This is a genomic window from Planococcus sp. TJ-201 (assembly GCF_058268495.1).
This window is the reverse complement of sequence record NZ_JBZDOG010000005.1, coordinates 124,459-137,687: the sequence shown is the minus strand read 5'-3', so window position 1 is coordinate 137,687 and position 13,229 is coordinate 124,459. Positions and strand designations below refer to the sequence as shown.

Annotated in this window: 14 protein-coding genes; 11 read left to right on the top strand and 3 right to left on the bottom strand. The window is 43.4% G+C overall.

Features of this window, described 5'->3' with window-relative positions:
• Positions 1–162: 162 nt before the first annotated feature.
• Positions 163–363 carry a cold-shock protein gene (locus AC4EG4_RS13330; protein ID WP_006830093.1) on the bottom strand — a complete coding sequence of 67 codons (201 nt, stop codon included), beginning with the start codon at positions 361–363 and terminating at the stop codon, positions 163–165.
• A 237-nt stretch (positions 364–600) separates the two neighbouring features.
• On the opposite strand from AC4EG4_RS13330, the gene AC4EG4_RS13325 reads away from it, so the two are divergent.
• The 5 genes from AC4EG4_RS13325 (at position 601) to fumC (ending at position 5,857) form a co-directional block, all read left to right on the top strand.
• The gene (locus AC4EG4_RS13325; RefSeq protein WP_490979627.1) at positions 601–1,149 is read left to right on the top strand and encodes a P-loop NTPase family protein; all 549 of its coding nucleotides are present in this window, start codon (positions 601–603) and stop codon (positions 1,147–1,149) included.
• A 90-nt stretch (positions 1,150–1,239) separates the two neighbouring features.
• Positions 1,240–1,953, top strand: a complete 714-nt coding sequence (locus AC4EG4_RS13320; protein WP_490979628.1) for a hypothetical protein — start codon at positions 1,240–1,242, stop codon at positions 1,951–1,953.
• A 108-nt stretch (positions 1,954–2,061) separates the two neighbouring features.
• Positions 2,062–2,598: an NfeD family membrane protein gene (locus AC4EG4_RS13315; RefSeq protein WP_490988094.1), complete on the top strand. Its 537-nt coding sequence runs from the start codon at positions 2,062–2,064 to the stop codon at positions 2,596–2,598.
• Positions 2,599–2,892: 294 nt separating this feature from the next.
• Positions 2,893–4,392 (top strand): UDP-N-acetylmuramoyl-L-alanyl-D-glutamate--2,6-diaminopimelate ligase, encoded by a 1,500-nt coding sequence (locus AC4EG4_RS13310; protein ID WP_490979630.1) that lies wholly within the window; start codon positions 2,893–2,895, stop codon positions 4,390–4,392.
• An 82-nt stretch (positions 4,393–4,474) separates the two neighbouring features.
• Positions 4,475–5,857 (top strand): class II fumarate hydratase, encoded by a 1,383-nt coding sequence (fumC, locus tag AC4EG4_RS13305; protein ID WP_490988093.1) that lies wholly within the window; start codon positions 4,475–4,477, stop codon positions 5,855–5,857.
• Between the two features lie 99 nt (positions 5,858–5,956).
• Here the strand turns inward: fumC and aldA are convergent, their stop codons facing one another.
• Complete coding sequence (gene aldA / locus AC4EG4_RS13300; protein WP_490988092.1) at positions 5,957–7,405, bottom strand: aldehyde dehydrogenase; 1,449 nt, start codon at positions 7,403–7,405, stop codon at positions 5,957–5,959.
• A gap of 210 nt (positions 7,406–7,615) precedes the next feature.
• Between aldA and AC4EG4_RS13295 the strand changes: the two genes are divergently transcribed.
• The 6 genes from AC4EG4_RS13295 to AC4EG4_RS13270 all read left to right on the top strand — a co-directional run bounded on the left by AC4EG4_RS13295 (position 7,616) and on the right by AC4EG4_RS13270 (position 12,551).
• The gene (locus AC4EG4_RS13295; protein WP_490988091.1) at positions 7,616–8,278 is read left to right on the top strand and encodes a Dph6-related ATP pyrophosphatase; all 663 of its coding nucleotides are present in this window, start codon (positions 7,616–7,618) and stop codon (positions 8,276–8,278) included.
• A gap of 6 nt (positions 8,279–8,284) precedes the next feature.
• On the top strand, positions 8,285–9,277 hold the full coding sequence (locus AC4EG4_RS13290) for a GNAT family N-acetyltransferase (protein ID WP_490988090.1): 993 nt from the start codon (positions 8,285–8,287) through the stop codon (positions 9,275–9,277).
• A gap of 283 nt (positions 9,278–9,560) precedes the next feature.
• Entirely contained in the window at positions 9,561–9,746 is a 186-nt protein-coding gene (locus AC4EG4_RS13285; protein ID WP_490979635.1) for a hypothetical protein, read from the top strand.
• A gap of 45 nt (positions 9,747–9,791) precedes the next feature.
• Positions 9,792–10,064 (top strand): DUF4212 domain-containing protein, encoded by a 273-nt coding sequence (locus AC4EG4_RS13280; protein WP_490979636.1) that lies wholly within the window; start codon positions 9,792–9,794, stop codon positions 10,062–10,064.
• A gap of 84 nt (positions 10,065–10,148) precedes the next feature.
• Positions 10,149–11,828, top strand: coding sequence for a sodium:solute symporter family protein (locus AC4EG4_RS13275; RefSeq protein WP_490979637.1), 1,680 nt, complete (start codon positions 10,149–10,151; stop codon positions 11,826–11,828).
• Between the two features lie 366 nt (positions 11,829–12,194).
• Positions 12,195–12,551 carry a hypothetical protein gene (locus AC4EG4_RS13270; RefSeq protein WP_490979638.1) on the top strand — a complete coding sequence of 119 codons (357 nt, stop codon included), beginning with the start codon at positions 12,195–12,197 and terminating at the stop codon, positions 12,549–12,551.
• A gap of 101 nt (positions 12,552–12,652) precedes the next feature.
• Here AC4EG4_RS13270 and AC4EG4_RS13265 read toward each other — a convergent pair whose 3' ends face one another.
• Entirely contained in the window at positions 12,653–13,207 is a 555-nt protein-coding gene (locus AC4EG4_RS13265; RefSeq protein ID WP_490988089.1) for a M15 family metallopeptidase, read from the bottom strand.
• Between the last annotated feature and the right edge of the window lie 22 nt (positions 13,208–13,229).

Here is a 13,229-nt window from a genome sequence, read left to right as displayed (position 1 = left end):
AAAATTGGATTTGAAGGTCGGAGCTATGTGAGAAATTGAGGAGGAACAGATCACAAAGAGCTCATAAAAGCTGCACTCAGTATCTTTTGTGTTGTACTTTTAAAAAAACGCATAAAAAATGAGCTCTTCCGAAGAAGAGCTCATTGATAGTTTTGCTTTAGATTAAGCTTTTTGTACGTTAGTAGCTTGAAGACCGCGTTGGCCTTGCTCGATATCAAACGTTACTTCTTGACCTTCGTCAAGTGATTTAAAGCCTTCGCTTTGGATTGCAGAGAAATGTACGAATACATCGTCGCCGCCTTCGCGTTCGATGAAGCCAAATCCTTTTTCTGAGTTAAACCATTTTACTTTACCTTGTTCCATGTGTGTTTCCTCCTCGTATGCGTAAGCATACATTGTATTACTATCCTTGCTCAAATCTTGCAGATGGACATCTGACACTTTGTAAAAAGTTATCCGAACAAAAATAATTCTTCCTTAGAATAACACGGAGTTACATATATTGCAAGGGATTATGAAATATTCTTTTTGCTATTGTTCATTCGAGCCTTGAATTATAATGGGAAAACTAAATGATATAGAGAGTGGGGAGGAGCAGTTATGCAGAGAATCATGGTGCTTGGCGTATCAGCAGGAGTCGGGAAATCAAGCTTTTCAAGAAAACTGGCAGATCTATCGGGAATTCCGGTCCATCATTTGGATGCTTATTTTTGGAAGCCGGGGTGGGTGGAAAGCGATGATCAAGAATTTGGTGAAAAACAAAAGATTCTCGTTGAACACGATTGCTGGATTATAGAAGGAAACTACACAGCCACGTACGAGATTCGAAAGCAGAGGGCGGACACCATCATCTATTTAGAACTGCCTTTAGCTGTGTGCCTGTACCGTGTCGTTAAGCGCCGCATCCTGAACCATGGAAAAACCCGACCCGATATGGCAGCTGGTTGTCCAGAAAAGCTGGATGGAGGCTTTTTGAGATTCATTGTTTCCACATACAGCGCCAGAAAAGTAAAGATGAGAAAGCGAATGGAACACTTTATAGAAGAAAATCCACAAAATCAAGTTATTTTTCTGCGCACTCGAAAGGAAATTGACAGGTTTTTAAAAGAGAAGGCTGTTAAGCTGTTTGCTGATTCTTCACCAAAATAGTTGAACGGATAAGCGACCGAAAAAACTTGCAGACGTTTCGGAATGAAGGTGGTATTCTATAGCTACAAAAAATATGGAGGAGAATGGCTGATGAAGTTGCTGCATGAAGGCATAATAACCAATCAAGTGCTTCATAAAAAGCTTCCCTTTTCTATGAAGCGGCTTTACTTGGAAGATTTGCCCGTAATCGAACAGATTCAAGCAAAAGTAATTGAATCGCTTTCCGAGAAGGACACTCTTCAACCGCTGACTACTGAGGAATTCCTTTTTATTCTGAATGAGCGTGGACTGGTGGTGGGAGCATTTGTCGAAAACGAGCTGATTGGTTTCCGGGCATTATTGATTCCTGAAATTGATAAAGAGCATTTGGGCTGGGATATTGGTCTTCCGCCAGAGCAATTGGGGAAAGTAATTTACCAGGAAATTTCCGTAGTGCTTCCTGAGTATCGTGGGAATCGTTTACAGCAGAAACTGGCTGAGGTTATCATGAAGGAATTGCCGAATCTTGATGAAGAATTCCGCTATGTCTGTTGTACTGTCGCACCCATGAATATTCCAAGTTTGAAAGACAAGTTTACGCAGGGGATGCACATTGCTGCTTTGAAGGAAAAGTATGCAGGATTAACCCGTTATATTTTGGTGAAAGACTTGAATCTCTCACTAGACCACTATAGCGACTACGTTACCGTAAAGTTGGACGATCTCGAAAAGCAGAAGCTATTGCTCGATGATGGATATTTGGGGATTGGCTTTCAACTGGTACATGGCTTTCACGAACTTCAATTTGCGAAACCCGTTCTGTAAAAGAACGGGTTTTTTATAGAATCTTAAAGAATTCTGAAACTTCCTCCTAAGTTATTCGTTATTACTTAGTAAGATGGAATTTAACTTACTGGAATGGGAGGTTTTGGAATGTTTATTTTTGGCTTGTCTATGGAACAACTCTACATGTATGTCTTGCTTGCAGCAGGAGCAATGACCGTACTGTATGTGTTTTTCGGGGACATTGCCAATCATGGAAAGCCATTGCCAAAACTCGACCCAGCTGTAATCCTGACTTTCATTACCTTTGGTTCTGCAATCGGCTTTTTGATGGAAACAGCAACGGAATTTAATGAATGGACAGTTTTGGCGATTGCTGCAGGAGTCGCAGCCGTCTTGGCTTTATTGCTTTATTACTTTATTTTATTGCCGCTTTCTACTGCAGATTCATCAATCGGCTATTCGGAAGATCCGTTGCCTGGACAAACAGCCAAGGTGATCATTCCAATTCCTGTCGACGGATATGGAGAAGTGGTACTGGAGAATTGTGCCGGAATGATTTCAAAACGTGCAACTGGCTATGACAATGAATCCATTGGCCAAGATGCAAAAGTATGGATTGTCGAAGTGAATAACGGTATTTTATATGTCCAGACCAGTAAACCATTAACCTGTCTAAAAAAATGAAAATCTTATATCAAAGTTAAGATTGACTCTCTTTTTTATTGGGATGCCGAGGTTTTTGATGGGCATAAGAATTTTGTATTTAAAAATAAAGAGGCTTGCTGCTCCAAGATATCATTGGAGCAACAGGCTTTTTTTGTTATAAAAAAGTACAGAAAAAAACTGCGTTTCAGAAAAATTCGACTTAATTCGACTTAAAATGTTGGCGGTATAACAGGGAAATGATAGAATAATGATACATGTTCCTGTGAAACTATAGGTATTTGACATAATTTTTTTCCCTAAGGAGCCTTTTATATGGAGATACAACTCACTAGCATTCCATCTTTCCCCGTAATCGATCAGTTTGGACCTGAAATATCTAAAATCAGTTCAATTGAATACAATTCAACACAAGTCACTCAGGACTGTGCTTTCTTTTGTGTCCCAGGAGAAAATACCGATGGACATTTGTATATTGAAGAAGCGATCGAAAACGGAGCGTCCACAATTATCGGTTCCAACAAAGGAATAATCGATGAATATGCCCAAAAAAATCCACACCTTTCATTTGCAGTAGTAGCAAATGTACGGACTGCACTTGCCCATATGTCCGACTTTTTTTACGATTCCCCTCAAAAAAACCTGTTGAAAATAGGAGTTACGGGAACCAATGGCAAAACAACCACAGCTACTTATGTGTATAATTTGTTCAATCTCTTGGGCATAGCTTGCGGTTTTATTGGAACAACAGGAATTATCGGGGCCAACGGCAAAATTCCTTTCTACAAAAGCACCCCTACCACCCCAATTTCATCTGATATTCACAAAATCTTTGACAAGTTTGTAACAGAAGGCGATCAGGCCGTCTCAATGGAAGTATCTTCTATTGCATTAGACCAAAAGCGTGTAGAAGGCATCAGTTTTGATGTGGCTATCCACACCAATATTTCAGAAGAGCATTTGGAATACCATAAGACATTTACTCATTATCTTCAGTCTAAGCTGTTGCTATTCAAGCAAGCCAAGGCTGCCGTAGTGAACATTGATGATGAAGGCATGGCTAAAGACATTCTGGAAGTGATTGATTATCCTTTTTTGACATACAGCAACCAACTGGATTCTGGTGCTGACTTGATTTGGACAGATTGTGAATCTTCGGACACAGGATTGAAGTTTGATTTGTGCTATCAAGAAAAGAGATTTCCGATACACGTGCCGCTCTATGGTGAATACAACGCGGCTAATTTGACTGCAGCGATTGGCACGGCACTTTTGTCAGATGTTCAATTAGAAGATATCTTAACGGTTCTTCCAAATATGCCTCAGGTTGAAGGCCGCTTTCAAGTGATCCATGGCCCTGAAAACCGTAAAATCATTCTGGATTATGCCCATACTCCGGTGGCGCTAGCCTCTGTATTGCAAGAAGTAAAGAAGTTGTCGCATAACCGGCTGATTGCACTGATTGCAGGCATTGGCATACGGGACTTTTCAAAAATGCCAAAAATGGCCAGAGCAGCTGAAGGGAAAGCTGACGTTCTCGTGGTCACTGTCGACCATCCAGGCGACAATGAGCCGAGTACCGTGATTGATGCGGTATTGGATGGGTTCACAATTCCTTATAAGCAGCAGGTGGTGACAGCCAATTCTCGGCGTGAAGCAGTGCTTGCAGCCTTGCAGCAAAGCGGCCCGGATGATTTAATCCTTCTTTCCAGCGGTTCGATCAACGGTGCACAAATCGTTAAAGGCGAATATATTCCGCATTCTGATGAAGCGATTATAGAAGAATTTTTCAGCAGCAAAACGGGCGATTTTTAACTGCGAAGGTCGCTTTTTTGCGCTCGGGTGTGGTTATAATAGAAGAGAAGAATACATAGACATCAGAATTGGAGTGAATGGAATGCAGTATCGTACAGAAAAAGACACCATTGGTGAAATTCAAGTTGAAGCGGACAAAATGTGGGGCGCTCAAACGCAGCGCAGCGTACAGAATTTTGAAATCGGTACAGAACGCATGCCGCATGAAGTCGTTATGGCTTTTGCCCAATTAAAAAAGGCGACAGCAAAAGCGAATCATAAACTTGGGAAGTTGTCCGAAGCGAAGATGAAAGCCGTTGAACTTGCTGCAAATGAAGTGATCGAAGGCAAATGGAACGATCATTTTCCATTGGTTGTCTGGCAGACAGGGAGCGGTACACAATCTAATATGAACATGAACGAAGTTCTGGCGCGCCGCGGCAACGAAATCCTGGCAGAACAAAATTCTGACGAAAAACTTCATCCCAATGATGATGTGAACATGTCTCAAAGCTCAAATGATACGTACCCAACAGCCATGCATGTTGCAGGAGTTTTGGCTGTAACTGAAAATCTGGTGCCGGCTGTCCAAAAGCTAAAAGCAACTTTGGATGAAAAAGCACAGCAATTTGACGAGGTTATCAAAATTGGCCGTACGCATTTGCAGGATGCAACGCCTTTGACACTTGGCCAAGAGATTAGCGGTTGGAGACATATGCTTGAAAAAAGCGAGCGCATGATTCGCGAAAGTGTGGAACATATGCGTGAATTGGCAATCGGCGGCACAGCTGTTGGAACAGGCATCAACGCGGATCCAACTTTTGGTCCTTCTGTTGCTGAATTCATCAGCGAAGCAGTTGGAACTTCTTTCACTTCTGCAGAAAACAAATTCCATGCACTGACAAGCCATGACGAAATGGTTTACACACATGGTGCCATTAAAGCACTGGCTGCAGATGCTATGAAAATCGCCAATGACGTACGCTGGCTGGCGAGTGGTCCCCGCAGCGGAATCGGTGAAATTACGATTCCTGCCAACGAACCCGGAAGCTCGATCATGCCTGGCAAAGTCAACCCAACCCAAAGTGAAGCACTGACGATGGTTGCAGCTCAAGTAATGGGCAATGATGCAACTATCGGTTTCTCTGCAAGCCAAGGGAACTTCGAGTTGAACGTCTTCAAGCCAGTCATTGCCTACAATTTCCTGCAGTCTGTCCGTCTGTTGACAGATAGCTTGATCAGCTTTAATGACCACTGCGCTGTCGGCATTGAAGCCAACCTGGATGTTATCCAAAACCACGTCAGCAATTCGTTGATGCTGGTTACGGCATTAAACCCGCATATCGGTTACGAGAAGGCGGCTGCAATCGCCAAGCAAGCACATAAAGACGGCACAACGTTAAAAGAATCTGCCGTAAACAGCGGTCATTTAACTGCTGACCAGTTTGATGAATGGGTAAAACCGGAGAACATGGTAGGGAAATAAAAAAAAGCGGCTGGGATTATCCCAGCCGCTTTTTCTAATCTATCAAGAAACAGCAAAAACACTCTTCCCCGATAAAGGAAGAGTGTTTTTTGTGTATATTTATTTGCCGTTTTGATACTGCATGTAAACCACTTGTGTAACCAAAAAGTCTTCCATGCCATGTTTGCCGTCTGCGCCGCCGAGTCCGGATTTGCGCATACCGGCGTGATAACCTTGAACCGCTTCAAAGTTTTCACGATTTACATAGGTTTCGCCAAACTTCATTTCGTTAACTACTTGCATAGCCTCGTTCAAGTCATTTGTGTAGACAGCCGATGAAAGACCGAATTCTGTATCGTTTGCTTTGTCGATTGCTTCTTCTAACGTGCTATACGTGGTGATCGGCAAGACAGGACCAAAAATCTCATCACGGATAATAGTCGAATCGTGCTCCACACTTGTTAAGATGGTTGGCTTGTAGAAAAAGCCGGAACGGCTGCTGTCGCGTTCGCCGCCAATGGCGACAGTGGCACCTTCAGTCACAGCCTGCTTAACCATGTCATGGACTGTATCGAGACGGTCTTGGCTGACAAGCGGACCAACGTCTGCGTCTTTGTTCTCGCGTGGATCTCCCAAAACTTTTGATTCAAACACAGAGATAAGTTTTTTCGTGAATTCATCTGCGACACTGTCGTGTACGTAGACCCGTTCAGCATTCGTGCAAGCCTGCCCGTTGTTTGCCAAGCGGGAAGTGGCGATGGCTTCAGCTGCCAGATCAAGATCCGCATTTTGCGTAACGATAGCGGGAGCCTTGCCTCCCAATTCCAAATTCACTTTGGTAATGTTTTTCGCTGCAGCCTCCATTACTTTGGTACCTGCTGGCACACTGCCGGTCATCGTTACCATTTGCACTTTTTCATGTGAAGCAAGGGCGTTGCCAATCTCAGAGCCTGTTCCTGTAACCACATTATAGACACCTGCTGGCACTTCATCCATTTCGTGGATGATTTTCGTGAATTCCATGGCAGTGTTCGGTGTTTGTTGGCTTGGTTTCAGGACGATTGTGCAGCCAGTGACAAAAGCAGTTGCTACTTTTCTTGCCAAAATAAAGACCGGGAAGTTCCATGGGACAATGCCGGCTACGACACCAATCGGCTTTTTATAGATGAAGATATTTTCGTTCGGGCGATCACTTGGGACGATTTCACCTTCGATGCGTCGTGCCCATTCGGACATGTAATGGAAATAGTCTATGGCCAGGTCAACTTCGCCACTTGCCAATTCATAGCTTTTTCCCTGTTCTTCTTGCAACAGGTCGATAAACGTATCGCGTCGCTCCGCAATTTTATCGCCAAGTTTACGGACAATTTTACCGCGTTCGATGTTTGGTGTCAGTTCCCATGCTTTTTGGGCCTGAGATGCAGCCTCAACTGCGCGGTCGACATCTTCTGCCGTACCTTTAGGTATTTGTGAAATAACTTCCTCAGTTGAAGGGTTAATGATGTCAATCCATTCAGTTCCTGCAGATTCTGTATATTCGCCGTTTACATATAATTTATGCTGTTGCATGTTTTGGCCTCCTTTGGGTATAGTGAAGTTTTCCCTGTGCTTTAGTGGATTAAACAGGGAAAAAGACGATAAAAAGTAAAATGCTCTTTGCAGCTTGCTACAGAGCGATTTGTATTTTAAAAATATCAAAATCACTAAGTGCAAAAGGAGTTTCCTAAAGCTGTGGCGAACTAGTTACAGCAACAGCGAATTAAAAAGAAGAGGTGTAGTATGCAAAAATCATTTGTGATGTCATGGAGCGGCGGAAAAGATTCGGCACTTGCTTATTATCGTGCAGTACTGGAAGGGCATGTGCCAGTTGCTTTGTTTACAATGTTTGAAGAAGATGGCACGAAATCGCGTTCACATGGGTTGCCGCTGGAAGTTATGGAGGCACAGGCCGAACGTATGGGCTTGCCTTTGATTATTGGAAAAGCCAGCTGGTCCGGTTATGAAAAGGAATTTATTGAACAGCTGAAGAGCTTCAAATCGCAGGGAATCGGTATGGGGGTTTATGGCGATATCGATTTGCAGGATCATTTGGATTGGGTGCAAAAAGTCAGTGCGGAAGCAGACATCGACGTGAGCCATCCGCTTTGGCAAGAGCCGAGAAAAAAACTATTGGAAGAATTGATTGATGAAGGATTCAAAGCGGTCATTACCGTGGTTGATACGAAACGATTGGACACGAGCTTTTTGGGGCGTGAGTTTACACACGAACTGATTGGTGAACTGGAAGCAGCAGGTGTAGATGCCTGCGGGGAAGAAGGGGAATTTCATACCATTATAGTAGATGGCCCTATTTTTGTAGAGCCAGTTCCTGTTCGGTTCGGAGAAAAAGTGAACGCCGGCAATTACGGAATCCTGGAAGTGAAACTCGATTCAGAGGAGTGATTGTGGATGATTCAAATGACAGGGATGGAAGAAAAGCATATTCGCCAGATGTCAGTGCTATTAGCGAAACGACATGAACGGGAACGAAAAATCTTTAGCTTTCTGCCTGAGAGATTTGAAGAAATCGATGACACAGAAGCAGTCCTTCGGAAGATATTGGAGCGGCCGTTCATCAATGGCATTGTAGCGGTCAGAGGCATCGATGTCATCGGCTACCTGCTTTACGAATTTAAAGAGGATGCCAAGCACGGCCGTTACGTGTGGATGGATTATGAATCCATCGCAATCAGTGAACATGAAAATCCCCGGTTGTTGAGGCTGTTGTATGCAGATGCTGGAGCAGAGTGGGTCAAGCATGGCTATTTTCATCATGTGTTGCTGGCTCCGCTCGGCAACGAAAGAGTTATTGACCAATGGCTGGACCAATCCTTTAGCTTTGATCAAAAATACGGCATTCTTTCACTTGACGATTTTGAACCCCAGAATGGTACGCTGACGAATTTGGAATTTCGAAAAGGCGAGAGTGAAGATGCATCTTTGTTAAACAAAATGGCGATGTGGAACAGCATCCACCAAGCTGCAGCGCCCTCCTGGCTGCCGATTACGCGGGAAACGCTGGAAGATGTTAAAGAGAGCTATGAAGCATTGAGTGAGGACCAAGATGCTTATTTGTGGATGGCTGAGCAAGGAGATCAAATTGTCGGTTTCCATGTTTATTTCCGCAAAGATGATCCGATGAGTCTGGTAACACCTGAAAATTGTGCAGAGCTTCCTGCAGCTTCCACAAATCCTGATTTGCGCGGAAGGGGAGTAGGACGTGCATTGGCCAATCATTGTTTTGGCGAAATGAAGAAGCAAGGATTCGATTATATTTTTGCAGATTGGCATACGCCTAATCAACTAGCCGCTTATTTTTGGCCGCGAATGGGATTTCAGCCTATCATGGTCCGTATGACAAGGCAGATTGATCCGCGCATTGCTTGGGCGCATGGAGGATAAAGCAATTTGTTTCATCCAGCTGTTAAGAACTTTAGACATAAAAGACGTCCATTTTGAGTGCTCGGTTACTCAAAGGGGCGTCTTTTTTAGATTTCTTGCAGCTATCACCCGCTTCAAATTACACAAAAGAAACGGTTGACAATAGTTCGAAAGTTTAGAATAATTAAATATTGATAGAGCTAAAAAATACTAAAAATGGCAGGGAGGGGATATTAAAAGTTTATTTTAACAAAAATGTAGATTATCGATATGAAGACGCTTCCAAATTTAGAGGGGGATTGACATGATCTGGGTAATCGCTTTTGGTTTGATTACGATTCTTTCTGTCATAATGGGGCTGAAAAAAAGGAAGCCGCTTTTCTTCCTGCTTCCTTTTGGATCCATTTTTGCTTTTGTGTTGGTGAAAATAATTATGGTTCCTTTGCCGTTCATGGAGACAGTTCGTTTTATTTTTTACTTGAAAGGTTGAATAATGACAGATTCGGTTCGCCATTAAACGAATGGGGTGAAACTTTTGAGAAAGATTGATAAAAAGGAAGCAGATGCTTATTTTCGTATTCGTACAACCTTAGTGGCCATTTATTTGCTGATTGGGTTTAGTGCATCATTTGTGGTGGTCTTTTTTGCAGAAGAACTTTCTGGTTTCAGCGTAAATGGATTCCCTTTCCATTATTTCATGGGGGCACAAGGAGCCGTATTGATTTTTATCTTGCTGCTATTCATCAACGCCATAGTTAATGACCGCATTGACAAAAAATTTGGCCTGAGTCAAGACAGCAAGAAATAATGGCCAGCTGCATAAGTGCTTCAAAAACAGAAGACGAAAAAGCAACCAGGTAAATTTTCTAGTGACTTGATAAGGGGGAATTTGGTGGATACACAATTTCTTGTATCACTTGCGCTTATATTGGGAACTTTTGGATTATATATTGGAATCGCTTTTTATAATTTAGCCAGAAAAACATCGGACTTTTACGTGGCAGGACGCAATGTGCCAGCTATCTTTAATGGAATGGCCATCGGTGCCGATTGGATGAGTGCCGCCTCCTTTATTGGGATGGCTGGAACCGTCATGCTTCTTGGATACGATGGTCTTGCCTATATCATGGGCTGGACAGGAGGCTACTTGTTGCTAACCTTCCTGTTGGCTCCGCAATTGAGAAAGTCAGGACGTTATACAGTTCCGGAATTTATCGGAGATCGTTACACGAGCAGTACGGCACGCTTGATAGCCGCTGTTGCTACCATCATCATTAGTTTTACGTATTCCATTGGCCAGCTTTCGGGATCTGGTGTAGTAATTGGGAGATTGCTAGAGGTAGACACGGCAATCGGAACCATAATCGGTGTAGCATTGATTGCCTTTTACTCGGCATTGGGTGGGATGAAAGGAATTACGTGGACTCAGGTGGCGCAATACCTGGTCCTGATTATAGCGTATTTGATTCCTGTGATTTTCATGTCGCTGCAGCTTACAAACAATCCGTTGCCGTGGCTTTCATATGGCCAGATTATCAGTGAGCTTCAAGTATTGGATGTGCAATTGGGAATTTCAGAATATGTGGTGCCTTTTACAGAAGCGACACGTTGGCAGTTTTTAGCTTTAATGTTTACATTGATGGCCGGAACAGCTGGGCTTCCTCATGTCATTGTCCGTTTTTATACGGTGCCGACTATGAAAGCAGCACGCTGGAGCGGAGCATGGGCATTGTTGTTCATTGGTTTGCTTTATCTTTCAGCACCAGCATATGCAGCATTTTCTCGTTTTATTCTGATGACCCAGGTTGCGGGTTCATCAATTGCTGATTTGCCTGCTTGGACGACATCCTGGGTGAATACAGGGGAACTTTCCATAGCTGATCAAAACGGCGATGGCATTTTGCAATGGTCTGAATTGGTCATCAGCCGGGACATTGTCGTCATGGCGACTCCGGAGATTGCCAACCTCGGTGTTTTCGTTGTCGGTTTGATGGCCGCTGGCGCCATGGCTGCTGCCCTTTCGACGGCAGGCGGTTTAATGATTGCCATTTCTGCTGCCCTTTCTCAGGATATTTACTACCGTTCGATTAATCCAAAGGCAACGGAAAGACAACGTCTATTGGTTGGGCGTTGGTCAATTATTATTGCGACTGTCGCTGCTGGGATTGTGGCACTGGATCCTCCGGGTGCTATCACGCAAATTGTCGCATGGGCATTTGCATTGGCATCAGGGACATTCTTCCCTGCTTTGATTTTAGGGGTTTGGTGGAAACGGGCAAACGGTCCAGGCGTTATTGCCGGAATGCTGGTCGGACTGACCGTCACTCTCATCTATATTTTCTCTGCTCAATATGGCGGATTTACCGTGTTTGGAATCATTGATACAGGTGCTGGGGTATTTGGCGCCGCTGCTGCGATCATCACCATTATTGTGGTGTCATTGGCAACTAAAGCTCCTTCTAAAGAAACACAGGAAGAAGTAATGGATCTGCGTTATCCGGAAGAAATGGTTTACCGGGACGGAGAGGTTTGGATGAAAGAAAGCTCGACAGACAGTGAAGTAAATAAATAATCAAGTCAGTCCAGCAACTCATTAGAGGAATAAAGGGGGGGGAATCATTGATTTCTTCCTCTTTATTTTTGGTTATGGTGAAATTCTTTGTTACAAAGGCTATTTCATTGAATTATTAGATTATTTAAGAGAAGCTCTTTACTATTTCTTTCAACTTCGATAATCTAGAAGTACCAGGAAAACAATAGTGTTTCCGTCTAGCAGGTTTCAACTGGAATGTATACTGACACAATCGAAAATTTTGGTCAAATGCTGCAGAGAATAGAGCTGCCAGCAAAGCCGAAAAGCGTCTCTCGATGAGAGGGCTTTTCGGCTTTTTTGTTTGTTCAAATCGAAAAACTTTAAATAGAAAGGGCGATGGAGCACGTGTCGAAAAATCCATCTACTTGCGAAAAGAAAGTTTATTTTTATTTTTCAAAATCCAAAGGGACGCATGAAGAGGCTGGAGAGTATTTTATTACGTTATTTGCACGTTTAAGTTTAGAAATTTTTTCTTCTGAAAATCCAGTAGGCGCAGGTGAAAGTAAAACCTTCTGGGTAGATATACAAGAAGTAAAGTACGATGCGGCTTCAGTAAAAATGAAAAAGATGCCGGACTCAGTCGAGCGATTTGAAATCTCTGGAAAACTGTTTTGGGAGCTTTATAAAATTTCTCAAAAATGTCCAGAGGAACTTTATTACATAACTCCATTGTTTAATCCGCATGAACATGACAGTCGATGACTTTGTTCGGAAGATAAAAAGGCCCCGTTCGGCTGAACGGGGCTGTTGTGGTTTGTGATGCGATCCTGAAGGGTGTGCAGACCGTTGTTTACTAACAATGTCTATTCCATTTTATCTTCAGGCCGCCACCCTTGCTGCAGTTCGCGGATCGATAAGCCAAACGTCATCTCCAGGTGAGGATAATCTTTAAAGCGCTGCCAGTCACCGCCCCAGTCAAATCCTAGATTTTTGCCAATTTCTGCAACTTCAAACCAATCACTTTTCCCGTTGCCATTATCGTCCCGTTCAATATCCCATACGACTGATCCGTCAGCCAGGCGCAGTGCGTAGTCTATGGCCAATCCGTAATTGTGATAGGATTCTCCTGCTTCCGCATAGGTCACAATAGATCCTGAAGAGCCACGGCCTTGATTGTGGAGGCTGTCTTGTTCTTCTGGTGAACGATGGCCATCTGTAATGAGGATGTCAATGTCGATCTCAGCTGCTTGGGCAACGAGCAAGTCCCGTTTTTCTTCTACTATGGGATGCAATCCGGAAGGCAAAGACCGTTGATCCAACTCTTTTCGAAACGCCAACTCTTTTTCAAGCCATATGAATAAGAAACCGCCAAGAACCAATAAGAAAAGGATGGAAAAAGCGGTCTTCGTATTTTTCAAATCGATTCACCTCTGTAGACTC

Excerpts from the sequence above, each read along its gene's own strand:
- AC4EG4_RS13330 (WP_006830093.1), bottom strand. The coding sequence starts at position 363 with ATGGAACAAGGTAAAGTAAAATGGTTTAACTCAGAAAAAGGATTTGGC.
- AC4EG4_RS13325 (WP_490979627.1), top strand. The coding sequence starts at position 601 with ATGCAGAGAATCATGGTGCTTGGCGTATCAGCAGGAGTCGGGAAATCA.
- AC4EG4_RS13320 (WP_490979628.1), top strand. The coding sequence starts at position 1,240 with ATGAAGTTGCTGCATGAAGGCATAATAACCAATCAAGTGCTTCATAAA.
- AC4EG4_RS13315 (WP_490988094.1), top strand. The coding sequence starts at position 2,062 with ATGTTTATTTTTGGCTTGTCTATGGAACAACTCTACATGTATGTCTTG.
- AC4EG4_RS13310 (WP_490979630.1), top strand. The coding sequence starts at position 2,893 with ATGGAGATACAACTCACTAGCATTCCATCTTTCCCCGTAATCGATCAG.
- fumC (WP_490988093.1), top strand. The coding sequence starts at position 4,475 with ATGCAGTATCGTACAGAAAAAGACACCATTGGTGAAATTCAAGTTGAA.
- aldA (WP_490988092.1), bottom strand. The coding sequence starts at position 7,405 with ATGCAACAGCATAAATTATATGTAAACGGCGAATATACAGAATCTGCA.
- AC4EG4_RS13295 (WP_490988091.1), top strand. The coding sequence starts at position 7,616 with ATGCAAAAATCATTTGTGATGTCATGGAGCGGCGGAAAAGATTCGGCA.
- AC4EG4_RS13290 (WP_490988090.1), top strand. The coding sequence starts at position 8,285 with ATGATTCAAATGACAGGGATGGAAGAAAAGCATATTCGCCAGATGTCA.
- AC4EG4_RS13285 (WP_490979635.1), top strand. The coding sequence starts at position 9,561 with ATGATCTGGGTAATCGCTTTTGGTTTGATTACGATTCTTTCTGTCATA.